Consider the following 24,606-nt stretch of genomic DNA (forward strand, 5'->3'; position numbering starts at 1 on the left):
AGTGGGAGAAGGACCGCGTCATGCGCCGCCAGACAGGCGCTCGAGCACGAGCAGCGTTGCATCGTCCTGCTGCACCTGGCCCACCCGCTCCTGGATGCGGCGCACCAGCTCCCTCGGCTCGGGGATGGGCCCCTGCATGCCCAGCAGTCCCAGCGCGGCGAGCCCAGGCAGCACGACGTTCGCCGGCCCGAAGGGCTCCGTCAGCCCGTCACTGAGCATCACCAAGCAGTCGCCCGGCTCGAACTTCAGCCGGGTCGGCACGAGGGTGGGATCCTCGATCAGCCCGGGCGGCACGGCGCTGGCCGAGACGAGCTCCTGCACCATTCCGCGCCGCAGCACGCATACCGGCGGCAGGCCCGCATTGATGATGGTGATCTGTCCCCCGCGCATCTCCGCCGCCGCCACGCAGGCATAGCGCTCGGTGCCGCGGTGGGCCATGTGGAAGCTGAGCGCCATCATCGCCTCGGCCAGGGGCCGCGTCTCCACCAGCATGCGCAGCTCGCTGGAGACCTGCGCCGCGACAAGGGCCGCTCCCGTGCCGTGGCCCGCCACATCCACCAGCGACACCACCTGGGCGCCATCCGTGCCGGGAGTGACGTCCAGCATGTCCCCGCCCACCATGGAGCAGGACACCACCGCGCCGCTCACCTGCCAGCCGGAGAACTGCGCTGGCAGCTTGGGGAGGAGGGACTGCTGCACCTGCCGGGCCTCCTCCAGATCCTGGAGGATGGCGTCCGCATTGCGCGCGGCGGCACTGCTCTCGGAGGCGCGGATGGCCGCGCTGATCCTCGACAGCAGCAAGGGACGGGCAACAGGCTTGATGAGGTAGTCATCCGCCCCCGCGGCGAAGGCCTCCTCCATGGTGCTCTCGAGCGACGAGGCGGTGACCAGGATGATGGGCACTTCACGCAGCCGCGGGTCTGCGCGCATGCGCATCGCCACGTTCGGCCCGGTGATGTCCGGCATCATGTAGTCCAGCAGGATGAGATCGGGCGGGTGCGCCTTCGCGCTGGCCAGCGCTTGCTCACCCGAGACAGCCACCGTGACGATCATCCCCTCGCGCTCGAGCATCCCCGAGAAAAGGGCACAGGTGGTGGGCGAGTCATCCACCACCAGGACACGACGGGGACGCGCGATCGTCGAAACCTTGAAGGTGCCTGACTCCCTTCGCATGTGCCTTGTGTCCCCGGCAGGGGACCCACCGAGATGACTCTCTTCGCTCTCCAGTCGCATGACTTCCCCCAGCGGGCAGAACCGCTCATGGTCACTTCCATGCAATTTCGGAGTGATGGCCGAAGGGACAGGTGCCAGCGCGAGCCCTGCCGCGGTGGACGCGGGGTGGCATGCTCCTCGCAGCGGTCCGCGTGGAGGCATCGCCTTGCACACCGAACCCCATACACCCGCCCAGCTTCACCTCAACCTGCCGAGCCAGCCCGGCTCCGTGCGAAGGGCAGCCGACCTCCTGCGCAAGCTCCTCTCGGCGGGCGGCTGCAGCCCGGAGGTCATGGGCGAGATCGAGCTGTGCGCGGTAGAAGCCATGAACAACATCCTCGAGCACGCTTATGGCTCGTGCCTGGGACACGCCTTCGAGGTGACGGTCTGGTTCGATGAGCGCGGGCTCGTCATCGAGCTGAGAGACGAGGGTGCGTCGATCCCGCCAGGGAAGCTGGAGGGGCTCAAGCTGCCCGAGTTCCAGCCTGATCAGCTCGAGTCCCTCCCCGAAGGAGGTTGGGGGCTGTGCATCCTCCGCGAGCTGATGGACGAGGTGATCTATGAGACTCGGCCCGACTGCAATGTGATGCGGATGGTGCGAAGGAACGGCCTCACAAGCTCCAGGTGACCCCGGCGGTGAGCGCGCCGCCCTTCACGGGCTCGAACTCGAAGACGGGCGCTGCGGCCCAGTGGGTGTAGCTCAAGGAGAAGAGCCGGGAGCCCCGGGCCAGGGCATAGCCCGCGGAGTAGGACCAGGTGAGCGCCTCGCGATCCAGAGGCGAGAAGCGCAGGGCCACCGAGACGAACGTCCCGAACCCCGGCCGCACGACGAACACGGCGGAGGTGGACGGGTCTCCCCGAAGCGGCACGGTGAGCTTCAAGCTCGTGGACAGCACTTCCTCCAACACGCGGGGGAGCCGCAGTTGGTAGCTGATGTCGAAGGCCGCGCCCTGGAGGAAGGCCTTGGGCTGCAGGGGATCCAGAGGCCCCCAGTTGTCGAGGTGCAGCGACCAGGTGCCCGGCCTTCCTCCGTCGTAGCCCACGCCCCACGAGAGCGTCAGATGCCGGGCCTCGCGAGCCGGTTGGAACTCCTGGAGCAATCCATAGGAGGCCCCCACCCTCAGCGAGAGCCCACGCACCGGGGTGAAGATGCCGAGCAACCCCAGCGATCCCTGCCCTTCCAGCCCCTGTGAGTAGGACACACCCGTGGTCCAGTGATGAAGGCCTGGCGCGGCCACGACGGGCACCACGTTGGCTGCGGTTCCCGGTGGAGGGTACAGCACTGGAGAGGGCGGAGAGCTCTTCGGGACAGGCACGGGAGTTGGCGCCACGATGGCGAGCGGAGGAGGAGGAGGCGGCGGCGGCAGCGGCGTTGGGGGCGGCGCCAGGCAGGCGGAAGCCACCTCCGGCGCTGCAGGCGCAGTGCGCACGGGCCCCGAGGGGACGCCCGGCACGAAGTCGAAAAGGGTAACACCGCCACTTCCCTCTCCGCAGAGCGGCTCGAACGCGGCCGCATCGGTGCCAGCGGCAGGCATGGCGTCCCCGGCGGCGGGCGGCAGCAGCTTCCAGGCGCGCAGCCCTTCTCCTCCGAGCGGCATGGGAATCACGAGCTGCCGACGCTGCGGCGGCCCTTCCCGCCGGAGGACATCGTAGGCGTCTCCAGCATCGATGATGGCGCAGGTGTTCCAGGAGCCCACCAAGGCCTTCACATCCGGAGCGATCTCGGGGTGCCTGCGCTCGCCCAGCGCCAGCGCGGCCAGGAGGATGTCCAGCACGCTCGCATGCAGCGTCCTGTCTCCCTGGGAAGTGAGGTGTTCGTCAGGGAAGCCGAGCGCGAGCGCATTCGCCGAACGCAGAGCACCCACCGCCGCGCGAGCCTCTTCGGCTGTCTGCGCGCAACCCACCCTGCGCGCCTGTGCGAGCAGAGGCAGGGGCTCGGCGGCCATGGCGTTCTCACCGAGCAACAGAAGGACTGTTCCGACGATGAGAGCGCCGCGGCTCATCCCCCTTTCCAAAGCAGGAAGCAGGCCAGTCCCGGCCGGTGGAGACATGGCCTCGAGTACTGGGAGTGCGAGAGTAACTCTCCGCCACGCCCACGGGTTGCTGTCGCAAAAGGCGACACGTGTTGCCGTCCGCAGCGGAGCAACGGCGACAGCACCCACGAGACCCGGAAGCGCTCCTGGCACAGCGGATGCTCACCCACCAGGGATCTGCACGGAAAGGAGCAGTCCATGACGAGTGTCACCGCCCCCCTGGAGAAAGCCCCCGCGCCAAGGATGGTCTGGCTCGACGCCAACCGCGTCCTCGCCGCCGTGGGCATCATCCTGATTCACAGCTCGACGAACTTCAGCGGCGATCCGTTCAAGAGCCCGGAGCCGGGGATGAACCTGGCGACCGCGCTCGTCCGCACCTTCGCGGAGCTCTCCGGCGCCGAGATCTTCCTGGTGTTCTCCCTGTTCCTGCTGGCCCACCGGCTGGACAAACGGGACATCCCCTACGGCTCACTCATCCGCGGGCAGGCGAAGCGTCTGCTGATTCCCTTCCTGATCTGGACGCTGTTCTTCGCGGTGTTCCGCCTCGTCAAGGCGTCGGCCTTCGGCTACGGCGACGCCATCCGCGCCGAACTCCTCATGCCCCGCTCGTGGGCCGGCTACCTGCTCATCGGCTCGGCTCAGTACCACCTGCACTTCCTGCCCACCCTCTTCTTCGCCATCCTGTTCTACCCGTGCATGCGAATGGCCCGGCGCTACCCGCTGATGGGGCTGCTGCTGGTGCCGCTGCTGTACCTCATGGACTTCGTCCAGCGCTGGATGTGGGGCTACATCTCCGATCCCTTCGTGCGGGGGCTGGCGCTCCAAGGCGTGAAGAACCTGGGCTATCTCGGCTACGGGATGATGGCGTTCAGCCTCCACGCGTACTGGAAGCGCGGCATGGACCGCGCGGAGTCCCGAGACCTGCTGAGGATGATGCTCCTGCTCGGGGGGTTCGCCTTCCTGACGACGCTCGTCTACGGCATTGCCTGCATGGAGGCCGGGAGCTGGGTCGACCGGAACGGCGCGGCGTTCTATGCCCACCTCCTGATGCCCGTCATCGTGTTCTGCGCCTTCATGGCGACGCAGCACCGAGCCTGGCCGCCGCTCTTCAGCAAGCTGTCGCCGTACACCTTTGGCGTCTATCTCCTGCACCCGATCGTGATCGACCTCTTCGACACCATCACCTTCACCGAGCGGTGGAACCTCTCGCCCCTGGCGATGATCTTCTCGAAGTTCGCCGTGGCCGTGCTGGGCGCCTTCGCCCTGGCCTACGGGCTCGGAAAGCTGCGGCCGTTTGCGTTCATGATCGGAATCGAAGAGAGCGCGCCGGCCAGAAAGGCCGTTGCTCCGGAGCCGCCCCCCGCGGCCATGGCCAGCTCCTCGGCGTCCGCTCCCTGAGGAACTACCAGCCGAGCAGGCTGCGCAGCCGGGCGGTGAGCAGCTCCGCCATCGCCCGGTGCGTCACCAGGTTCGGGTGATAGTCACAGCCATAGCCATTGGCGGGATCCTGCGGGGCGAACTCCAGGAAGGAAGTCCGGGAGTCGCCCGCTGTCTGCCGACGAAGGACCACGGCGTTCAGGTAGCTGCGAGCCTTCGCCCGGGCCTGCACTCCCGCGGGCCAGGAATCGCTCAGGGTCGGCCCGAGGGCGACCACCAGGAAGGCGTTCGGGTACCGGGCGCGGAGCCGGACGAGGAATGCCTCATAGGCTTTCTCGAAGCGCTCCCGGCCCGGATCCCCACTCGCGAAGTCGTTCGCGCCCAGATTGACCACGACGGCATCCGGCGTCCACGAAGCGAAGTCCCAGCGGCTCCCACCACGAGCCGGCAGCGTCCGGTCGAACATCAGCGGCAGCACGGGCGCATCCTTGGGCGCCTCCACGTTGCGGACCACCCCGCGGCCGGACCAGGCGATCGTCACCGCCTCCGCGCCCAGAGCGTGCGCGGTGAGCTCTCCATAGCTCAGGTCATGATTCTCGGTCTCGGGGGAGAAGTGGCAGCTGCTGTCCTGGCCTTCGTTGCCGTAGCCCGCCGTGATGGAGTCTCCAAAGAGCTCGATGCGCCGGGAAGGCATCGGCTCGGGCGGCAGTACCTGAGCCCCGGGCGCGAGGTCGATGCCCAGCAACTGCGCCTCCCCCACCATCGCCTCGGTCTGCTTGTAGACCTCGAGCCGGTGTGGGCCCTTGGGCAGACCTGACTGTTGGAAGAGCACGTCGGAGCCTTCTTTGACGAACACCTGCTGGGGCGGCTGGTCGTCCAGCTTCACCTGGAAGCGGTTGGGCCAGATCCGGCCTCGCAGATCCGGGATCTTCGGCAGGTCGCGCAACCGGACCTGGACCGAGTCTCCGGTGAAACGCACCTCGAAGCGCGTGCCGGACCAGGCGAGGCGTGGGCCATGCCGGTCCTTGCGGTCGACGCGTCCAGAGAACCGCAGCTCGGGCGCATAGGGAGACACATGAACGACGGCTCCCCCTGCATCTCCCAGGTGGAGCACCAGACCGACCGTCAAGCTGAGTGAATGCACGCGGGTTCGTGCTCCTGTGAAGCTGCGGGTGGGGAGCGGCTAGCGGGCCGCCGAGACAGCACAGGCGGCGCAACGGGTGCTGGCCACCACCTCGGGCGCGACGACCTCCGGCACGCGACGGCAGCGGGTGCACACCTCGTGGAGCGGGCCCAGCGCCTTGTAGAGCAGCACCTCGAGCACGATGCCATTGGTGTTCGCCGTGATGGCCTTGTTGTAGCCCAGCCCGCTCTCGTAGACGCCCGAATACCAACCCCGCTCCGGCGAGTAGGCGCTGTTCACCGCGTTCATCACCACGGCGGAGTATGGATCGTTGGGAAAGAGGGCCGCGAGCGAGAACGCCGCCTTGGTGGAGACCGTCTTCAGCGCATCCTGGTTCGCCCCCCTGTCGGTGAGCGCGGCCCACGCCGTGCCCGCGGCGTAGATGCTGTTGTAGACGAAGTAGGGAGGCCGATCGACGTTGTCCTCGGAGACGGCCGTGACGATGCCCGTCTTCTGCCAGCGCCGCTTCTGCACCTCGTAGATGGCGCTGAGCAACGGGGTGTTCTCCGCATCCAGGCCGAACTCGAGCGCGTCCAGAACGTAGGACTCGGAGACCACGAAGTTGTAGGCGCCGAGCACCCGGGGATCCCGCGAGTCGATGGGCACCTGCACTCCATAGATGTCCACGGAGCTGGCGAAGGCGTTGGAGTAGGTGCCGGAGACGTGCTGATCGAAGCCCAGGCGCGCGAACATCTTCCCGGCGTACTGCTCGTAGCCGCGGCGGCCCTCCTGCATGGTGACGTCCTTGTGGGTGGCGCCATCCATGGCCGCTCCGTAGAGCTGGCCATCGCGCACCATGCGCTGGAACTTCCAGCGCTGGACGACATTGCGCGCCTGCACCACGTACTTGGGGTACATGCAGCCCAGCATCTGCAGCCAGGAGAGCATCCGCCCCATGTCCAGGGCCGAGTAGCCCAATCCGTCCTCAATGGGTTTGTTGGTGTAGTCCACCAGCTCTCCGGTGAGGGTGTTGTAGACCTTGTTGGGGAGCTCGTTCTGGTAGAGGCGCAGCGTCAGGAGCGTGGCGAGCATCGGGGTGATGCGATCGTCGAACTCCTTCGGAGTGATGAAGCCCAACTGCTCGGCGGCGATGGTCCCGGCCAGCGACGAGGCCAAGTCCCACATCGTGGTGGAGGGGTAGTTGTCCGCGGCGTTGACCAGGCCCGTTTTGGGCTGGAAGTTGTTCTCGAAGTACTTCCAGGCCGTCCTGCCGACGGCGAGATCCTGTTCGCACAGCGGCTGCCGGGCCATGCAACGGTTGTCCGGATAGTCCCGGATGGGAAAGCAGGCGGACGAGTGCGAGGGCGTGGCCATGCGCGCCGCCGTGGAGGCCGAGGAAGTCTTCTTCCGGGGCAGCAGCGCCGGGGCACAGGCCGCAGGCTCCGAGGTTGTCGGAGCCGGAGCCGCTGAGGCCGTGGGGGCGCTCGAGCTGGTCTGCGCGGCGGATTCGCCCACGGCGCCGCAGAGGAGCAGGGCCAGGACTGCCTGAGAGAGAGACAGGTGGATGAGGCGGCGCGACACTTCACCCTCCCCGACGGCTGGAACCAACGGACCGTCTGGTCAGTGGAGAGACAGCGCCTCCCTTCAGAGCAGGAAGCAGACCAATCCCAGGAGCTCCGTGGGGATCGAGTCCAAATACCCGAAATGACGTGGCACTCCGCAGCGGCCGATCCACCGCATCATGGCGAAAAGCCATGGCTGTGGTGGATCACCACAAGTGCTGGAGAGCGAGCCCCCTGCCCTGCCTTCCCCTCAGGGCAGTGACACGGGGCTGGCGCAGTACTCCTGGACACGGTTGATCCAGTAGTAGTTGTCGGTCGGCTCGGCCTCGGGGTAGCTACCGGGCTGCGGAATGCCTCGCGTGCTCACGCCGACGCCCGCGCCCATGAGGATGGCCACGACGCCCGCGTTGGCCACCTCCGGCAGGTGGGAGCCCCACGTCACCGTGCTGCCGCTCACCGTGACCTTGGGATCGCCCCACGCGTTCTTCGAGAAGTACGTCAGCCGGTTGCCCGACAGCACGAAGCTGTCGCCGAAGAGGAAGGGGGCCGCGGACTCCTCGTAGCGCTGGACGGTATTGGGGAGATCCGGGTACGTGCCCGAGCTGTTGTAGGCAGTGGGGCTGCGGTGGGTCGTCCCGTTGATGTGGCCCGCGGGCACCTGCCAGAGGATCACCGGCACGCCGAGCGTCTCCTTCAGCGTCCGGGCGAACAGCAGGTAGTTGTTCCAGAGGTCCGCGTTCCAGAACCACAGCGAGTTGGCGGGATCGCTCGGGTTGGCTCCCGCGGCGCCCGCGCCATCCAGGCCGTACTTGTCGATGGAGATGAACTCCGCGCCGCCGGAGAGGACTCCTGCCTTCTTGGCGAACCCGGCGTTGGCTCGGGCGTTGTCCTGGATGCGCGTCTTGCCCGCCTCGAGCCCGTACACCTCGGTGGAGTGCATGATGCCGTTGCCCGGCGCTCCCGGAGCGGCCCAGAGGTTGAGCTGCCAGCCCAGGAAGGCCCGGGGCGTGTACTTGCGCAGCGTGTAGTTGATGGCCTGGACGAGCCCCGTCAGGGTGTTCGGGAAGGCGGGATCGACCCCGCGCACGAGCACGCCCGAGTCGTACGCGGCCGAGGTCGCCGCGGGCATGAGCGAGGGATCGTTGCCGTACTGCGCGGCGTACTGCTGCTGGAGATAGCCCAGGGTATCGGGCTCGACGATGTAGCCGATGCGGCCCGAGCCGACGATGCCCGTCGCTGTCTGGCCCACGTCCTTCAGTCCCTGGAAATACGTGGAGAGGAACGAGGTGCTCTGGAGGTTGGCCCAGACAGCCGCCGGGCTGTCGGTGTTCCCACCAATGCCATACACCACGAAGATGGGCGTCATGCCCTGCGCGAGGCTCTTCTGGGACAGGCGCACGGTCCGGTCATGCCACTCGGAGACCTGCGAGCCCCCGTTCAGGTACAGGTAGCCGTAGTCGAGGTGCTTGCCCGCGGGGAACAGCGGGTTGACCTTGGAGAAGAATCCATCGGTGCCGGTGAAGGGCTCGAAGACGGTGCCCAGGGCGAGCGTCGTCGGGTGCCAATCCGCGGTCCCCGACGAGGGGGACGTGGTGACCGAGAGTGCACTGCTCGCCGCCGAGACATTGCCCGCGGCATCGCGCGCCTTGACCGTGTAGGCATACTGCGTCGAGGCGGAGAGGCCGCTGTCCGTATAGGAGGTGCTGGTGGGAGTCCCCACCTGCGTCCCGTTGCGGAAGACGAGGTACCCGGTGACGGCCACGTTGTCGGTAGAGGCGGTCCAGGCCAGCGCGACACTGGTGCTGGTGATGGCCGTGGTGCGCAGGCTCGTGGGTGCCGAGGGCGCCTGGGTATCGGTGCTCTGGGGGTTGGTGGTGACGCTGAATGCGGAGCTGGCCACCGAACGGTTGCCGGCCGCATCACGCGCCTTCACCGTGAAGGTATAGGTGGTGTTGGCCGACAGGCCGCTCACCGTGGCACCCGGGCTGGTGCTCGTGGCCGCGGCGGTGGTGGCACTGCCGACGAACACCTCGTAGCCGGTGACGCCCACGTTGTCCGTGGACGCAGTCCAGCTGAGCGTCACGCTGGTGGCCGTTTTGCTCGGCGAGCCCAGACCCGTGGGCGTCGTGGGGGCCTGCGTGTCCGAGGTACCGCCCGTGCGCTCCAGCCACAGAGCCGGAACGTTCGGCGGCTCCCAGCCCACCAGCGACGTATGCGCCTGCCGACAGTCATAGCCCTTGCCTCCGTAGCTGACGATGTCGCTCACCGCATAGGTGACGTTGGGAGCCCACGCGCCGCGATCGGCCGCTTCCGCCAGCCATGGCGCCAGGATCGAGAACAGCGTTGCTACCAGGAACAGCCTCCCGATTCCCTGGGAGGCTTTTGGGAAATGACTCGACATGCGCATGGCTGGGTCCTCGTGGATTCGATGCCGGTCCAGGCCTTACTTCAGCGAGTCCAGGTAGGGGCGGTGGCTGTTGGTGAACTCGTAGTTGGCGAAGGCATCCCAGTTCACGGACCACGACATCAGGCCGCGGAAGCTCTTGTTGTTGGCCACGTTGCTGCGCACGGAATAGGTGCTGATGGGGATGCCCTTGACGAGCGCATCCACGGCCTTCTGCACCTCCGCGGGAGTCGTGTAGCCACCGCCTGCATTGCCATTGGCGGGCAGGCCGATGACGACCTGATCCGGGCGGAGCGCGGGGAACACGTTGCTGGTGTTCCTGCCCACGGGGAAGCCGGTGAGCAGCATGTCCGTCATGGCGACGTGGAAATCGGCGGAGCCCATGTTGTGGTACTGGTCATCGAGCCCCGTGATGGGTCCGGAGTTGTAGTCCTGGACCTGGATCCAGTTGAGGATGTCTCGCACCGCGTAGAGGACGGGGAGATAGGCCCCGGCGCGGGTGTCGCAGCCGGAGCAGGTGCCGCCGTAGAACGAGTAGCCGAGCTGCACGAAGAAGGTCTCGGGCGCCATGGTCAGCATGAACTTCGAGCCGAAGTTGTTGCGCAGGCTGCGGATGGCGGAGATGAGGTTGACGATGACCGGCGTGGTCGGGTTCTTGAAGTCCGCGTCGCCCGGGTTGAGCACGAGCGAGTGGCCCTCGAAGTCGATGTCCATGCCATCGAAGCCATAGTTGTTGATGATGGAGGTCATCGAGCTGACGAAGGCATCGCGGGCGGCGGTGGTCTCCAGGCGGACCTGGCCGTTGGCGCCACCGATGGAGATGATGACCTTCTTGCCCTGGCTCTTCAGGTAGGCGACGTCGGCCTTGAAGTCCGCGTCGGAGGTGCCGTACGGCGTGAAGCCGATGGTGCCTCCGGTGGCGCTGGTGGGCTCGGCGAAGGAGACGTTGATGACGTCCCACTTGGACGAGACGTTGCGCAGCCGGATGAAGCCCGAGCCGTTGTCGAAGTTGTGCCAGTAGCCCACGAGGATCTTGCTGGGCACATCGCCAGAGGGAGCCGTCTGCGTGGTGGCGCTGACGGCCGAGCTCGCGGAGGAGCGGTTGCCAGCGGCATCGCGCGCCTTCACGGTGAAGCTATAGGTGGTGTTGGCCGACAGGCCGGAGACGGTGGCGCTCGTGGAGGTGCTGGTCGCGGCCGCCGTGGTCGAGCTGCCGACGAAGACCTCGTAGCCGGTGACGCCCACGTTGTCCGTGGACGCGGTCCAGGACAGCGACACAGAGGTGCTGGTGGTGCCCGTGGAGCGCAGGCTGGTGGGCGCGGTGGGAGCCTGGGTGTCGGTGCTCTGGGGGTTGGTGGTGGTGCTGAACGCGGAGCTGGCCGCCGAGCGGTTGCCGGCCGCATCACGCGCCTTCACCGTGAAGGTGTAGGTGGTGTTGGCCGACAGGCCGCTCACCGTGGCACCCGTGCTGGTACTCGTGACCGCGGCGGTGGTGGAGCTACCGACGAAGACCTCGTAGCCGGTGACGCCCACGTTGTCCGTGGACGCAGTCCAGCTCAGCGTCACACTGTTCGCCGTCTTGCTGGGCGAGTTCAGGCCTGTGGGCGCCGTGGGCGCCTGCGTGTCCGTGGTGCCACCCGTGCGCTCCAGCCACAGGGCCGGAACGTTCGGCGGCTCCCAGCCCACCAGCGACGTGTGCGCTTGCCGACAGTCATAGCCCTTGCCCCCATAGCTGACGATGTCGCTCGCCGCGTAGGCGACGTTGGGAGCCCAGGCACCTCGATCAGCCGCTCCCGCCAGCGAGGGAACCAGGAGCAGCAGCCCCACCAGCCACAGCACATGGGCGGGTACACGCTGGAAGGCAGAGCCTTTCCGGGTGGCTGTCTTGAGAGATGGGGGGGACATTCTTGCGCTCCTCGGATGGGGGACTCCCAGAGAAGAGGGCAAGACCGATTTTTTCGGGTTGGTCCTTATTTACAGAATGCCCCGACTATCTAGACCTCACGCGCTCCAAGGCGTTCACCGGCTCACCCCTCCGAGGTCGGAGCCTTGGGTTCCGCGGGAGCTTCGGTGGTAGCCGCAGGGCTCGGCGAAGCAGGACTCACACTGGCGTCCGATGAAGCAGTGGCACTCTCCACCGCGGGCGGCGAACTCTCCGCCACCGCCGCGCCACCCGTCGAAGCCGCCGCAGCCACGCGCTCCGCCTCGCGCTGCGCCGTCTTCTCCGCGCCTCGCTCGGCATCCTGCAGGAACTGCATGTACTCCGCCTTCCGAGCCTCGGCCTGTGTCTGCGCCTTGGTCGCTCCCAAAGCCGCCGCCGCGCGCCCACGCACCACCGCTCGGTGGGTGAGGAACACTCCCGTGGCGAAAACCAGGAACCGCAACGGCGTGTAGGCCCACCCCACCCACAGCCCCTCGAAGCCATCCCGGACGAAGTAGAGCGCCAGGACGAAGAGCTCCCCGGACAGCGCCGCCCCCACCGCGGTGGACAGTGGCTTCAATTCGAGAATGCGAGCGGCGCCGTAGCACAGCAGCGGCAGCACCAGGAGCACCCACAGGTTCTCCATCACCAGCGCAATCCCCACGCGCAGCGAGCTCACCGGCAACGCCTGGACACGCTCACTCACCCGCCAGATGAGGCTCCCCGTGAGCACCGAGCCGATCACCAGCGACAGGAAGCCCAACCCCACGATGAACTGGAGGCGGCGAACACGGACACGCAGCGAGTCGAGGACCTTCGGGGACTTGGAGCTCACGCCGCCGGAGCCTAGCCCAAGCCCGGCTCCGAAACGTCACGGCTCGTCGTCAAACACGTCCGCCGAGTCCCCAGCCGTGCGAGGAGGCGGCCCTTCTCCGTAGAACACCTCCTCCAACACCAGCCCCTGAGGCGGCGCCGTGGGCCCCGCCTGCGTCCTGTCCCGAGACGCCAGCACCTGCTCCACCCACGCCTCAGGCCTACGGCCCTTCCCCACCTCCACCAGCGTCCCCACCAGGTTGCGCACCATGTGCTTCAGGAACGCCGTGCCCTCCACCACGAAGGACACCGCGTCCCCTGCCGCCCCCTCCACGTCCAGCCGCCGCACCTCGCGCACCGCATGCGCCGCCTGGCAATCCGAGGCTCGGAACGCCGAGAAGTCATGCCGCCCCAACAGGTGCCTCGCCGCGCTCGCCATCGCCTCCACCTGCAGCGGAGCGTAGATCTCCCAGTGCGTGTGCCGCCGCATTGGAGAGCGCGTGGGCCGGTTGCTCACCCGGTACCGGTAGCGCTTGCCCCGAGACCACCGCCGCGGATCGAACTCCGGCGCCACCTCCTCCGCGCGCACCACGGCGATGTCCTCGGGCAGCAGCCCGTTCAATCCCCGGAAATAGGCCTTGAGCGGAAACTGGCGCTCCGTATCGAAGCACACCACCTGCCCCGTGGCGTGCACGCCCGAGTCCGTCCTCCCCGCCGCCACCACATCCACAGGAGCGCCCAGCAACTTGCCCAGCGCCTCCCGCAGCTCCGCCTGGATGGAGCGCCCGTTGAGCTGCACCTGCCAGCCCACATAGCGCGTCCCGTCGTACTCGATCACCAGCTTCACACGAGGCATCGCGTCCCGCCGCCTCCCTCGGCCTAGCGGTACTTGAGCCAGGCCGCCAGCAGCTCTCCCACCATCTTGTTCACGCTCACGCCGCTGCGCTGGGCAATGGCCTCCAGCGCTTCGATCTGCTCCCCGGGCAGGGTGAGGCTGAGCAGCCGCTCGGAGGGGCTGCGGCCTTCCTTCACGGGGTTGGCCGACATTGGCGTCACCTCGTCATCCAGCGCCAGCACCTCGTCCGAGCTGGTCGTCTGCTTCACCAGCCGGCCCTGCTCCTCCGTCAGCTCATCGTGGAACAGCTGCCGCAGGAAGTTCGACAGGTGCAGCGGCGTCGGCGTGAACTCGTACGTGCTGAGGAACGCGTCGATCGCCGACCGCATCTCCCCTGCCGTCTGGTACCGCTTGTCCCGATCCTTCTCGAGCGCCTTCATCAAGATGGCCTCGACAGGCTCGGGGATGTCCGCCTTGAAGTAGGACGGGGCGTAGATCTTCCCATCCGTGATGCTGCGCATCACCGCCACCTCGGACTCGCCCGTGAACAGCTTGAACCCGGTGAGCCACTCGTAGAGCACCACGCCCACCGAGAAGATGTCACTGCGACAGTCCAGCGGCTTGCCGTGGCACTGCTCCGGGCTCATGTAGCTGAGCTTGCCCTTCAGCTCGCCCGAGCGCGTCTGCTCCACCTGGTTCGTCGCCTTGGCGATGCCGAAGTCCAGCAGCTTCACCGTGCCGTCGAACGCCACGAAGATGTTCTCCGGCGTCACGTCCCGGTGAACGATGTTCAGCGGATTGCCGTACAGGTCCACCTTCTTGTGCGCGTAGTGCAACCCCGCGCACACGTCCGAGGCGATCCGCAGCGCGTACACCATGGGGAACGCGATCCCCAGCTCCTCCGCCTTGGGGATCACCTTCCGCATGTCGCGGCCGAAGATGTACTCCATGGCGATGAAGTAGCTCTCGCCGATCTTCCCCAAGTCGTGGATCTGCACGATGTTGGGGTGGTTGAGCTGCGCCGCCAGCCGCGCCTCGTTCAGGAACATCTTCACGAACGTGGCGTGCTTGGACAGGTGCGGGCGGATGCGCTTGATGACGACGGGCCGCTCGAGCCCCTCGCCGTCGACCTGGTGCGCGAGGAAGATCTCCGCCATCCCGCCGACAGCAATGCGGTCGATGAGTCGGTACTTGCCGAAGCGGCTGGAGTCTCGGATGGCGGTGCCAGTGGACATCGGTCTGGAGACAATAACCGATAAGCGTGACAGAGCCGCGATTCTAACGCAGTTGGACGACGTTCACCTTGAGTCCCGGAGGCGCCTCCGGGGAGGCCGGAAAGTCGATCGGGGAGGGGCCGAGCGACAGGACGGTCCGCCCCTGCCGCCCGGCACGACCTACCCCTTCGGCCACCATGGCCTCGAAGCGGCGGGAAGGCAGCGTAGAGAGGTTGCAGCACGCCACCAGCCGGCCCCCGGGAGCCACCACACGCGCGGCGGCCTCGGCCAACTGGGGGTAATCCCTAGCCGCCGAGAAGCGGGTCGTCCGCGTGGTGGAGAAGGACGGCGGATCCGAGATCACCATGTCGAACCCCTGCCCCTTCTTCGCCAGGCGCCCCAACCAGTCGAACACGTCCCCTGCGACATAGTCGTAGCGATCCACGGGCTGACCGTTGAGGAGGGCGTTCTCCTCGCCCCATTCCAGCACGCGCCGGCTGGTGTCGATGTTGAGCACCCGGGTGGCGCCTCCGGCCGTGGCCACCACCCCGAAGGCGCAGGTGTAGGAGAAGAGGTTGAGCACAGTCAGCCCCTTCACCTGCTCCAGCAGCCAGGCCCGAGTCTCGCGCATGTCCAGGTACAACCCCACCGAGAGCCCCTGCGCCGGGCGGATCCGAAAGCGCAGCCCGTTCTCCAGCGCCTCGAGGGACTCCACGGGCTCGCCCCGCGCGGGCTGCTCCGGCGCCACCACGTCTCGAGCCGTATTGGCCACCACCCGGGCCTCTCGAGGCCGGCGCTTCAGGTAGAGACTGCGCGGCGCCCAGGCCTCCTCGATCGCGGAGAGCAGGGCCTCCTCCTCGGAGGGAGTAAAGTCCCGATAGAGGCTCACCACGGGGAGTCCCGCGTAGCTGTCCACGGTGACGTCGGGCACTCCGTCCGGAGCGCCGTTCACCAGTCGGAAGGCAGTGGTGCGCGGATCCGAGAGCAGGGCCCCCCGCCTCTCCCGGGCGGTGCGCAGCCGTTCGACGAGGGAGGCGGGCACGAAGCTCATCCGAGTCGAGCGCGGTTCCACACGCTGGCGAGCGCCTGGGTGGCAGCGGTGGACAGCTCCAAGAAGTCCGTGCCGAGCAGTTGCCCCTCTCGCACGGCGACGCGGCCGTTGACGATCGTCCAGGCCACCCGCGAGCGGGCCAGCTGGCCGATCAGATGAGGCGAGTAACCCGTCTCGGGGTCCGCCGCGGGGACGTGGTCGTACACCACCAGGTCGGCGATGTTGTCCTCCTCCACCCGGCCCGAAGGCGCGCCGAACAGGCGGGTGCACAGCTCGGCGGGACCGCTCACCAGGAGCTGCGCCAGCGCGCCATCCGGATCCGGCAACCGCCCGGAGCGGGCGCTGCGCATCAACCCCACGAAGGCGGCCAGCACTTCATCCCAAAGGGTGCCGTGCCCGCTGGTGCCCAGGCCCACCAGGTGGTGCCGGGCGAGGACCGCCTCCAGCGAATCGCCGGTGCGCTCCGAAGTCAGGTGAGCACGAGGGCTGAGCGCCACGAACGCGCCCGTGGCCGCGAGCCGCTCCGCCTCCTGCGTGTTGATGCTGCGCGCCCGAGCGGCGATGGCCCGAGGCCCCAGCAGGCCCAGCTCGTCCAACCGGGGAACCACGCGCTTGCCGTGCCGCGAATAGGTGGCGGCGAGATCCTCCTCACCCTCGGCGAGGTGGAAGAGGACAGGGGCCTCGAGCTCCGCGGAGAGAGTGCTGACCCGGCGCAGGAGGCTGTCCTCACAGGAGTGCGAGGACTGGAAGCCCAGCGCGCCGCGCACCAGCGGGTGGGAGCGGTAGCGCCGCACGAACTCCGCATTGGCCTCCAGACAGGCCTGGGCGGGAGCATCCCCCGCGAGGCTGTGGGTGATGTGAGCGCTGGCGAACCGGATGCCGAGCTGCTCCGCCACGCGAGCCTGCACCGAGAGCGCTCCGGCCACATCGGAGGGGGCCTCCAGGTGCTCCACCACCAGGGTGATGCCATCCCTCAGCGCCCGGGCGAGCGCGAACCGGGTGAGGGCCTCCACCTCGCCCACCGTGAGGAGCGAGGCCACGTGCCTGCGCCGATCCTGGCGGGTGTCCGGCGCCCTCAAGAGGAAGTTGCCGGTGGAGGGGAGCGTCTGGCCTCCAACGAGGTGGGTATGGCAGTCCACGAGCCCGGGAGCCACGAGGCGGCCCTGGCACGCCACCTCCCAGTCTCCGGGGAGAACGGGGACGTCGGCATTCGGGGCGACGCGGCGGATGAACCCGTCCTGCACCACCAGGGCCATGCCGGAGCGAACGCGGCCGTCCGCTCGGAAGATGGCGCAGTTCTTGAGCAGCAGGCGGCCTTCCATGCGTTCCCTCTCTTAGCACGAGCAGGAAGTAGCGTCCCCGCCACCGCACGACGATGATGCACCCCGCCCCGTCAGCGCTTCAGCACCATGCTCTTCAACACAGTCCTGTTCTGGCTCTTCTTCGCCGCCTTCTTCGTGGCGTTCCACTTCGTCGCAAGGACTCGTGTGACGAAGCTGTGGCTCGTGGTGGTAGGCAGCCTGCTCTTCTATGGAGCGTGGGATCTGCGCTGCGTGCCGTTGCTGCTGGGCACGGCGCTACTGGACTTCTGGATCGCCCTGCTCCTGTCCCGCTCCGACGACGAGCGCAAGCGCCGCGCGCTGCTCGCGGTGAGCATCGTGGCCAACCTGGGGGTGCTGGGCTTCTTCAAGTACGCGCGCTTCTTCGCGGACTCGGCGCACGGCCTGCTCGGGGTGCTGGGGGTGTCGCTGCCGGAGCCCACGTTCTCGCTGCTGCTGCCGGCGGGCATCTCCTTCTACACGTTCCAGAGCATGAGCTACACCATCGACGTGTACCGCCGGGAGCTCACCGCCCGAGAGAGGCCCGAGGAGTTCCTGGCGGCGGTGTCCTTCTTCCCGCACCTGGTGGCCGGGCCCATCATCCGCGCCTCGGTGCTGCTGCCGCAGTTCGAGAAGATGGAGGCGCCCCGATGGGAGCAGGCGCGCCGGGGGTATCTGCTCATCGCCGTGGGCCTCTTCAAGAAGACGGTGGCGGATCTGCTCGCGGCACCATCGGATTCGCTCTTCCAGGCCTCGGGCGCCAGCAGCGCTCTGGAGGCGTGGACCGGAGCACTGGCCTTCACCGGGCAGATCTACGCGGACTTCTCGGGCTACACGGACATCGCCATCGGCGTGGCGCTGCTGCTGGGCTTCGTGCTGCCGCCGAACTTCGATCTGCCATACCTGGCCACCTCGCCCATCGACTTCTGGCGCCGCTGGCACCTGTCCCTGTCCACCTGGCTGAGGGACTACCTCTACATTCCGCTCGGAGGGAACCGGAACGGCCGCTACCGCAACCTGCTGCTCACCATGCTGCTGGGCGGGCTGTGGCACGGAGCCAACTGGACCTTCGTCCTCTGGGGCCTGTACCACGGGCTGCTGCTGGTGGCGGCGCACCTGCTGGTGGGGCGCTTCCCCGCCTTGAAGCAGACGCCGTCGGCCGCGGTGCTCTGGCTGAAGCGGTTGGGCACCTTCTACCTGGTGGTGCTCGGGTGGGTGCTGTTCCGCGCGGAGAACGTATCCTCGGCGCTCCGGGTGCTGCGAGGCATGCACGCGCCCGCTGAGCCCTCCAGCTTCACATGGCCCGCGGTGCTCAGCCTGCTCTTCGTGCTGATGGGGCTCGTCCTGTGCCATGCGGCCTCCGCGCTGGCCGAGAAGACCGAGCTGCGCCAGCGCCCCTTCGCCCTGTGGCCCGTGGTGGCCACGTGCCTTGCCGTGGCCATGGCCGTCGGAATGCCGGGGCACAGCTTCATCTACTTCCAGTTCTGAGCCTGCCCTGTGACAACGCCCTCTCCCTCCAACGATCGAATCGCCGCCCGGACGCTCGGGGTGGGGCTCGTGCTGGTGCTGGCGGCGCTCGGGTTGGCGCGAGGATTCGTCTCGCTCCTGGTGAGCACCTCCGCACCCGAGCTGCGCGGCCAGTACACCGAGGGATCCATCCGGCTCTCTGAGTTCCTGGAGGTGCTGCCGGAGATCTCCCGGCGCGAGGACGCAGTGCTCGTCTTCGGCTCGTCCATCATCCAGCACGGCTTCTCTCCAGAGGCCTTCGAGCAGCGCCTCGGGGCTCCGGTCACCGCGTACAACCTGGGCTTCCCAGGCGTGAATCCGTTGATGCAGGCCCTGCTGGCGCGCAAGGTGGCGCAGTCCTTCGAGCACACGGGCCGCAAGGCGCGGCTCACGCTGGTGGAGTTCACCCCCTTCCAGGCCACCCTGGCGCGCGGGAAGTCCTCCTGGTACCGGGAGCAGTCGGCGGTGAAGAAGGCCCTGCTGGCTGATCCCCCCACGCTCGCTGAGACGGCGCGGAACTCACCCGAGGAGGCCTCGCACGTGGGCGCGCTGTGGCTGATGGGCGGCATCTCGCCGCTCTCGGTGACATCGCTGCTGGAGACCCGCATCTTCGACGAGCCCTCCCCCTCCTGGTGGCCAGTGCCTCCTCCCGAGGATCCGAGCGCCGAGCGCAAGGCCTTGGCGGCACGCATCCTCTCGACGAGGGCCGCCATCGAGCACCGCGAGGTGCCCGAGTGGGACCCGGTCCGCCGAGGCGAGGTGCGCTGGATCTTCGACGAGACGCGCGAGGCCTACCTGGCCTGGGCCCGGCTCCGCAGTGCCCCCGAGTTGTTGAAGGCGGACGTGCAGTGGCGGGTGAACACGAGCGACATGCTGGAGCTGCGCTTCGACGACGCCCAGGTGACGGGCTTCATCGAGGCCGTGCGGACATTGGCCTCGGTCTCCCAGGAGACGCGGGTGGTGGTGGGGCCTCGGAACCGGGCCTGGAACCAACCCACCCCCGAGGGCCGGGCTCGCCTGGCTGCTGTCCTGGCGCGCATCAAGCGGGAGACGGGGGTGCCGCTGCTGGACCTGTCCGAGAGCCCGGACTTCGTCCCGGAGGACTTCATCGACGTGACGCACTTCAACGAGTCCCACGGCCGGCCCAAGTTCTCCCGGCGGCTGGCGGAGGCGGTGTCCGACCAGTGGGGGCCGGGCGTGGCAAAGGGCGCGGCTCCCTGATCGCAGATGCCTCGGGGCGGGTATACTGGCAGTGATGACCGCGTCGACCCCCACCCTGGCCCATGGGCCCGCCACGTCCCGCTCCGCTCCCGGGAGCCTGCCTTTCCGGGGGATGTGGCTCTTCTCGCCTCGTGCGGATGCGGCGTTCCTCACGCTGCCCATCCTGCTCACGGTGGGCTCGGCGGTGCTGAGCGCGCTGGTAGGTCTCCGAGCCGCGGACGAGGTGAACCGGCTGGCCGTGTGGACAGCGCAGAACATCCTCGGCAACGGCACCCACGTGGTGCTCACCTACCTGCTCTTCGCGGTGCACCGGGACGTGCTCACCTCCGAGCCAAAGCAGCCGCGCCTCATCCTCGCGGGCACGCTGGGCATGCTCGCGGTGGGCGCGGGGTTCATCGCCACGTACTACGCGAACAAGGACGCCCACGTGTATCTGGTGGGAGTGCTGTTCAACATCTTCGGGCTGCACCACACGCTGTCGCAGCACAAGGGCTTCTGGGCACTCCACACGCTGCGCGGGCACCAGGCCGGGCTCGGGCCGGGCAATCCCCGCGAGCGCACGCTGCAGCAGACGTACGTGCCGCTGATGCTCAGCCTCATCCTGATCCGCCTCTTCTTCGTCCCGGACTCGGCGGCCCCGGGCGCCACGCCGTACCTGGACGTGGGCCAGGGAGCGCTGTTGCCCCATGGCACGCTGGCGCTGATCCTCGCGGTGTGGCTCGGCTTCTTCGCGCTGCTGTTCCGCACGTTGCTGCGCGCTGGGAACGCCACCGGTCCCAAGGTGCTCTACCTGCTCGCGGTGGCGACGGCCACGGGGCTGACGATCGTCGCGCCCCTGTGGGGCAACGTGATGCTGCCGGCCATGCACGGGCTCGAGTACTACATGATCACCGCGCGGATGATGGAGCCCCGCGAGGGAGATCCTCCGACCCGCCTGGGGCGCGCGTGGATCTGGCCGTTGATGATCCTGTCCATGCTGCCGATGCTGGCGCTGGGCGTCATCCACGGGCTCATCCTCGACGGCGCGGGCCGAGGCACCCTGGGCACCTCGGATCCCACGGGGAGCGGCTCGCACACGCTGCTGCGCGTGCTCACGTCGCTGAGCCTCGGGGTGGTGCTGGCGCACTACTTCTCGGACGCGCTCATCTACCGGTTCCGCATCCCGAGCATCCGGAAGGTGATGCTGCGCCGGCTCGGCTTCGCGCCCCCGGCTGCGCCCGCAAGCGTCCCCGCTGCCCCCAGCGCCGTGACGCCTCCTGTGGCGAGCGTGGGATAGCCGCCTGTGAGCCGTCGGGCCCTGCTGCTCCCTGGACCGGCCGCGCTGCTTGCCCTCTTCTTCGGCGTGCGGCTCGGCCTGTCTCCGCTCAAGCACTACGATCTCTTCTTCCACCTCGCTGGCGGGCGCTACGTGCTGGAGCACGGCTTCCAGCGAGTGGACCCGTTCAGCGTCACGGGCACCGCGGGCTGGGTGCCTCACGAGTGGGGCTTCGGCGTCCTTTCCGTGCTGCTGGTGAAGCTGCTCGGCGCTGCGGGCCCGGCGCTGCTCACGGGAGCGCTCGTGGCCGCCAACGTGCTCGTGCTCTGGGCCGTCCTGGGCCGCGCGACGCCTCGCCGGGGCATGCTGGCGCTCGGGGTGCTGGGGTTGATCCTCGCCGTCCAGTCTCCCACGTGGAGCCAGGAGCGGCCCTTCCACCTGGGACACCTGCTGTTCGCGCTCGCGGTGCTCGGGGCGCAGGTGTGGCGCGGGGGGAATGATCGGGTGCTGTGGTTCGCGCCCCTGCTGGGTGCAGCATGGGCCAACCTGCACGGAAGCTGGCTGCTGGGTCCAGCCCTGCTCGGAGCCACGGCGGTGGGCCAGGCGTTGGACGTCCCCGAGCAGCGTCACCGCGCCGTGCGCGCGGTGGTGGCGAGCATCGCCATGTTCCTGGCCTCGGCGCTGTCGCCCAGCGGTCCGAGCATCTGGATCTACCCACTCCACCACTCGGTGCTGGCCTCCACGCAGAACATCAACGAGTGGGTGCCGTTGGATCTCGCGGTGGGATGGAGCTGGGCGTACCTGGCGCTGCTCGGCGTGGCCATCTTCTGCGTGGGGCAGGCGCCCGTGCGGCGAGTCGCCATCCTCCTGCCGGCCTTGGGACTGGGCCTCGCGGCGTTGAAGGTGCAGCGCCATGCGCCCTTCGGCGCGGTGCTCGTCGGGCTGGCACTGCTGGAACACGCGGCTCCGGTGCGAGGGCTGGTGTGGCCGGAGTTCGTACGCCGCCCGGCACGGGCCGTGGAAGAGCTCTTCGCGCGATGGAGCGCGGGGGCCGGAGGCGCCATCTGGCCCGCCCTGGTGCTCGTACTGCTCGCGGGAGCCAGTTGGCGGAACCCGGTGCCAGTGGAGCAGGGAGTGCTGCGCTCGCGCTTTCCGTTGGCCTGCTTCGAGGCACTGCGCAAGCTGCCCCCGGGCAAGGTGCTGAATCGCTTCACCATCGGAGGCGCCATCTCGTACTTCGCGGGGACGGACTACAAGGTGTTCATCGACAGCCGGAACGATCCCTTCCCGCAGGCCATTCACGACGACTACACGCGGATCCTCTGGTCCGAGCCCGGCTGGGAGGAATCGCTCGCCCGGTATGATCCGGACTACCTCCTCTGGGACGAGGAGAACCCGGGCAACATCCTCCTCAACCAGCTCCGGCAGCGCGGCGGGTGGCGCGAGGAAGCTCGGGACGGGCAGTACGTCCTCTGGGCCCGCACCCGCTCCACCTCCTCGAGATGAAACGCTCCACGCGCAACGCGCTCACCGTCGCGGGATTGCTGGCGGTCCTGGCCATCATCTACCGCTCGGTCTTCTCCGGACAGGTGCTCGCGGGGCGGGATGTGTTCCGCATCTTCTTCCCGGACTCGGCCTTCCTGCTCGAGTCCCTGCGCACGGGCGAGTTGCCCCTGTGGAACCCGTACCTGCGACTGGGACAGCCGTTCGCGGCCACGCTCTACTCGCAGGTCTTCTATCCGCCGCGCTGGGTGGCGGTGGTGCTCGCCGGGCCCATCGCCGCGATGACGGTGATGCAGGTGTTCCACTCCGCGGTGGCCGCCGTGGGTGTGTTCCTCCTGGCCCGCCAGCTGCGCCTGTCCTGGGTGGCATCGCTCGTTTCAGGAGCGGTGTTCGGCGTGTCGCCGATGATGACGGACCTGGGCATCCAGCAGAACGTCGTCGACGCGGCGGCCTGGAGTGGCTTCATCATCGCCTCGGCTCGTACGGCGGCGATCCAGCCGGGCGCCGCAGCCATGGCACGGCTCGCCGCATTCGCAACCCTGTCCCTGCTGGCCGGCTCGCCGGAGACGACTCTCTGGCAGGGAGTGGTGTCGCTCCTGGCCCTGGGGAGCACCGAGCGCCGCGGGGTACGGGCTCCGAATGAACCAGGGGCCACACGCTGGCGAGGCGCGGCACGGGTGGCAGGCGGGTTGGCACTGGCAGGAGCCCTGGCAGCGCTGGTGCTGCTGCCCGCCGCCGAGTTCGCGATGAACTCGCTGCGCACGCGGACCGAAGGCTTCGCGAACCAACGTCTGGCATGGTCGGTGTCCTGGCCGCAGTTGCTGTCCATGGTGTGGCCGCTAGCGGACTGGCCGCGCGGCCCCTATTGGGGCGAGGACCAATGGTTCATCCTCAACCAGTTCCTCGGCTCGGTGGCCTGCGCGCTGGCGGTGGTGGGAGCCCTCGCAGGTCCACGCCGAGCCCGACCCTTCGCCGCGGGCGCCTTGTTCTTCGCCCTGCTGAGCCTGGGCCGCCACTTCCCTCCAGCCGCGGCGCTGCTGCATGTGCCGCCGTTCTCGCTGTTCCGCTATCCGGCGAAGTACTTCGTGGGAGCCGCCTTCTGTGTTGCCCTGCTGTCCGGCTTCGGGCTGGAGGCCATGGGCCGACTCTCCCGGCGCATCCGCCCCTCGCTCCTCCGCGCCGTCGTGGCGTTCGTGGGCATGGGAGTGGCCATCGGCGTGGCGGGGCCCATCGTGCACCGGCTGCCGATGCGCGAGTCCGCCGAGGCCGGTGTCACCTGGCCCCTGCTCTTCCTGGGGCTGTCCACCGTGTTCCTCTTCATCCTCCGGGACACGTTCGCGCGGCCGAGCCGGGTGCGCCACGCGCTGGCGGCATTGGCGGTGCTGGAGCTGGTCGCTGCCCACTACCTGCTCACCGTGCCGAAGTACTCGGACCACGAGCCGCTGGAGCGCACCTCGGCGATCCGGCGGCAGCTTCCCGAGTCCCTCGAAGGGCGCATCAGCGCGGACATCGAGGGCCCGGCGGACCCGACGAAGGTACCCAACGCCGTGTCACGCACCATCGAGCTGAGCCGGGATCGGCTCATCCCCAACCGCTTCGTCGAGGAGCGGCTGCCCGCCCTGGAGGGCTATGGAGCCCCCGAGCCCGTGCGCAGCGATGTGTTCAACCTCGCTGGGGAGCGCAGCGTCTATGACTTGACGGGCGTCACCTGGTACGTGCGCAACGGGCCGCCGCCCTACGCGGATCTGGAACTGCTCCAGACGCTCGAGGATGGCACAACGCTCTCGCGTTCGAAGACAGCCCTGCCTCGCGCCTTCCTCGTACAGAAGGCCCAGGTGACTCCAGACGCGGACGCGCTGAAAGCAGTGCTCGATCCGGCCCAGCCCTTCCGGCACACCGCCTACATTGCCACAGGAGAGGCCCTGGATCGCCCTGCCTGCGGAGGCAGCGCTCGCATCGTGGACTCGGGGGCAAGACGCCTGGAGCTCGAAGTGAACGCCTGTGACGAGAGCTACCTCGTGGTCAGCGACACCCACTATCCGGGTTGGCGCGCGACCCTCGACGGAGCCGCCACGGATATCCACCGCGCCGACTTCGCACTGCGCGCCGTGCGTGTCCCCACCGGCCCCCACCGTGTTCGCTTCGAGTACGCACCCCTGAGCTTCCGAGTGGGGCTCACGGTGTCCCTTCTTGCCCTGGCCGGACTCGTTGCCGCCCTCTTCTTCCGACGAAAATAAAAAAATACCGAAAAATCCGG

Annotated in this window: 18 protein-coding genes; 7 read left to right on the plus strand and 11 right to left on the minus strand. The window is 68.3% G+C overall.

The window, feature by feature from the left end:
• Positions 1 to 18: 18 nt before the first annotated feature.
• Positions 19 to 1,173: a PP2C family protein-serine/threonine phosphatase gene (locus KY501_RS23660; protein WP_224365515.1), complete on the minus strand. Its 1,155-nt coding sequence runs from the start codon at positions 1,171 to 1,173 to the stop codon at positions 19 to 21.
• 205 nt (positions 1,174 to 1,378) lie between these two features.
• Between KY501_RS23660 and KY501_RS23665 the strand changes: the two genes are divergently transcribed.
• Positions 1,379 to 1,840, plus strand: coding sequence for an ATP-binding protein (locus KY501_RS23665; protein WP_224365516.1), 462 nt, complete (start codon positions 1,379 to 1,381; stop codon positions 1,838 to 1,840).
• On the opposite strand, the gene KY501_RS23670 is transcribed toward KY501_RS23665, so the two are convergent.
• The gene (locus KY501_RS23670) at positions 1,824 to 3,215 is read right to left on the minus strand and encodes a hypothetical protein (protein WP_224365673.1); all 1,392 of its coding nucleotides are present in this window, start codon (positions 3,213 to 3,215) and stop codon (positions 1,824 to 1,826) included. The genes KY501_RS23665 and KY501_RS23670 overlap by 17 nt on opposite strands.
• A 228-nt stretch (positions 3,216 to 3,443) precedes the next feature.
• Between KY501_RS23670 and KY501_RS23675 the strand changes: the two genes are divergently transcribed.
• A complete protein-coding gene (locus KY501_RS23675) occupies positions 3,444 to 4,643 on the plus strand; it encodes an acyltransferase (protein WP_224365517.1) in 1,200 nt (399 codons plus the stop codon).
• A gap of 4 nt (positions 4,644 to 4,647) precedes the next feature.
• Here the strand turns inward: KY501_RS23675 and KY501_RS23680 are convergent, their stop codons facing one another.
• From KY501_RS23680 to KY501_RS23720, 9 genes are all read right to left on the minus strand, one after another.
• Positions 4,648 to 5,766, minus strand: a complete 1,119-nt coding sequence (locus tag KY501_RS23680; RefSeq protein ID WP_224365518.1) for an SGNH/GDSL hydrolase family protein — start codon at positions 5,764 to 5,766, stop codon at positions 4,648 to 4,650.
• A 39-nt stretch (positions 5,767 to 5,805) separates the two neighbouring features.
• Entirely contained in the window at positions 5,806 to 7,326 is a 1,521-nt protein-coding gene (locus KY501_RS23685) for a DUF3131 domain-containing protein (RefSeq protein ID WP_224365519.1), read from the minus strand.
• 231 nt (positions 7,327 to 7,557) lie between these two features.
• Positions 7,558 to 9,714: a fibronectin type III domain-containing protein gene (locus KY501_RS23690; RefSeq protein WP_224365520.1), complete on the minus strand. Its 2,157-nt coding sequence runs from the start codon at positions 9,712 to 9,714 to the stop codon at positions 7,558 to 7,560.
• A 36-nt stretch (positions 9,715 to 9,750) separates the two neighbouring features.
• Complete coding sequence (locus tag KY501_RS23695) at positions 9,751 to 11,616, minus strand: fibronectin type III domain-containing protein (protein WP_224365521.1); 1,866 nt, start codon at positions 11,614 to 11,616, stop codon at positions 9,751 to 9,753.
• 122 nt (positions 11,617 to 11,738) lie between these two features.
• Positions 11,739 to 12,467, minus strand: a complete 729-nt coding sequence (locus KY501_RS23700; protein ID WP_224365522.1) for a hypothetical protein — start codon at positions 12,465 to 12,467, stop codon at positions 11,739 to 11,741.
• Positions 12,468 to 12,503: 36 nt separating this feature from the next.
• Positions 12,504 to 13,301, minus strand: a complete 798-nt coding sequence (gene truA / locus KY501_RS23705; protein ID WP_224365523.1) for a tRNA pseudouridine(38-40) synthase TruA — start codon at positions 13,299 to 13,301, stop codon at positions 12,504 to 12,506.
• A 23-nt stretch (positions 13,302 to 13,324) separates the two neighbouring features.
• Complete coding sequence (locus KY501_RS23710; protein ID WP_224365524.1) at positions 13,325 to 14,515, minus strand: serine/threonine protein kinase; 1,191 nt, start codon at positions 14,513 to 14,515, stop codon at positions 13,325 to 13,327.
• Between the two features lie 43 nt (positions 14,516 to 14,558).
• Entirely contained in the window at positions 14,559 to 15,545 is a 987-nt protein-coding gene (locus KY501_RS23715; protein ID WP_224365525.1) for a class I SAM-dependent rRNA methyltransferase, read from the minus strand.
• Positions 15,542 to 16,867 (minus strand): amidohydrolase family protein, encoded by a 1,326-nt coding sequence (locus tag KY501_RS23720; protein ID WP_224365526.1) that lies wholly within the window; start codon positions 16,865 to 16,867, stop codon positions 15,542 to 15,544. Before KY501_RS23720 ends, KY501_RS23715 begins: the two co-directional genes overlap by 4 nt.
• A gap of 87 nt (positions 16,868 to 16,954) precedes the next feature.
• On the opposite strand from KY501_RS23720, the gene KY501_RS23725 reads away from it, so the two are divergent.
• From KY501_RS23725 to KY501_RS23745, 5 genes are read left to right on the plus strand one after another with little or no spacing between them, the layout of a single operon-like run.
• On the plus strand, positions 16,955 to 18,352 hold the full coding sequence (locus tag KY501_RS23725) for an MBOAT family O-acyltransferase (protein ID WP_224365527.1): 1,398 nt from the start codon (positions 16,955 to 16,957) through the stop codon (positions 18,350 to 18,352).
• A 9-nt stretch (positions 18,353 to 18,361) separates the two neighbouring features.
• Entirely contained in the window at positions 18,362 to 19,591 is a 1,230-nt protein-coding gene (locus KY501_RS23730; protein ID WP_224365528.1) for an SGNH/GDSL hydrolase family protein, read from the plus strand.
• Positions 19,592 to 19,625: 34 nt separating this feature from the next.
• On the plus strand, positions 19,626 to 20,867 hold the full coding sequence (locus KY501_RS23735) for a hypothetical protein (protein ID WP_224365529.1): 1,242 nt from the start codon (positions 19,626 to 19,628) through the stop codon (positions 20,865 to 20,867).
• Positions 20,868 to 20,873: 6 nt separating this feature from the next.
• Positions 20,874 to 22,352 (plus strand): hypothetical protein, encoded by a 1,479-nt coding sequence (locus KY501_RS23740; RefSeq protein ID WP_224365530.1) that lies wholly within the window; start codon positions 20,874 to 20,876, stop codon positions 22,350 to 22,352.
• Positions 22,349 to 24,586, plus strand: coding sequence for a YfhO family protein (locus tag KY501_RS23745; protein ID WP_224365531.1), 2,238 nt, complete (start codon positions 22,349 to 22,351; stop codon positions 24,584 to 24,586). The genes KY501_RS23740 and KY501_RS23745 overlap by 4 nt, the downstream gene beginning before the upstream one ends.
• The last annotated feature ends 20 nt before the right edge of the window (positions 24,587 to 24,606 follow it).

This window comes from Hyalangium versicolor (genome assembly GCF_020103695.1).
GTDB classification, from domain to species: Bacteria; Myxococcota; Myxococcia; order Myxococcales; family Myxococcaceae; genus Hyalangium; species Hyalangium versicolor.

What these genes read in the sequence shown, in the direction of transcription:
- KY501_RS23675 (WP_224365517.1), top strand. Translation starts at nt 3,444, where the DNA reads ATGACGAGTGTCACCGCCCCCCTGGAGAAAGCCCCCGCGCCAAGGATG.
- KY501_RS23710 (WP_224365524.1), bottom strand. Translation starts at nt 14,515, where the DNA reads ATGTCCACTGGCACCGCCATCCGAGACTCCAGCCGCTTCGGCAAGTAC.
- KY501_RS23695 (WP_224365521.1), bottom strand. Translation starts at nt 11,616, where the DNA reads ATGTCCCCCCCATCTCTCAAGACAGCCACCCGGAAAGGCTCTGCCTTC.
- KY501_RS23715 (WP_224365525.1), bottom strand. Translation starts at nt 15,545, where the DNA reads ATGAGCTTCGTGCCCGCCTCCCTCGTCGAACGGCTGCGCACCGCCCGG.
- truA (WP_224365523.1), bottom strand. Translation starts at nt 13,301, where the DNA reads ATGCCTCGTGTGAAGCTGGTGATCGAGTACGACGGGACGCGCTATGTG.
- KY501_RS23720 (WP_224365526.1), bottom strand. Translation starts at nt 16,867, where the DNA reads ATGGAAGGCCGCCTGCTGCTCAAGAACTGCGCCATCTTCCGAGCGGAC.
- KY501_RS23670 (WP_224365673.1), bottom strand. Translation starts at nt 3,215, where the DNA reads ATGAGCCGCGGCGCTCTCATCGTCGGAACAGTCCTTCTGTTGCTCGGT.
- KY501_RS23660 (WP_224365515.1), bottom strand. Translation starts at nt 1,173, where the DNA reads ATGCGAAGGGAGTCAGGCACCTTCAAGGTTTCGACGATCGCGCGTCCC.
- KY501_RS23690 (WP_224365520.1), bottom strand. Translation starts at nt 9,714, where the DNA reads ATGCGCATGTCGAGTCATTTCCCAAAAGCCTCCCAGGGAATCGGGAGG.
- KY501_RS23735 (WP_224365529.1), top strand. Translation starts at nt 19,626, where the DNA reads ATGACCGCGTCGACCCCCACCCTGGCCCATGGGCCCGCCACGTCCCGC.
- KY501_RS23745 (WP_224365531.1), top strand. Translation starts at nt 22,349, where the DNA reads ATGAAACGCTCCACGCGCAACGCGCTCACCGTCGCGGGATTGCTGGCG.
- KY501_RS23725 (WP_224365527.1), top strand. Translation starts at nt 16,955, where the DNA reads ATGCTCTTCAACACAGTCCTGTTCTGGCTCTTCTTCGCCGCCTTCTTC.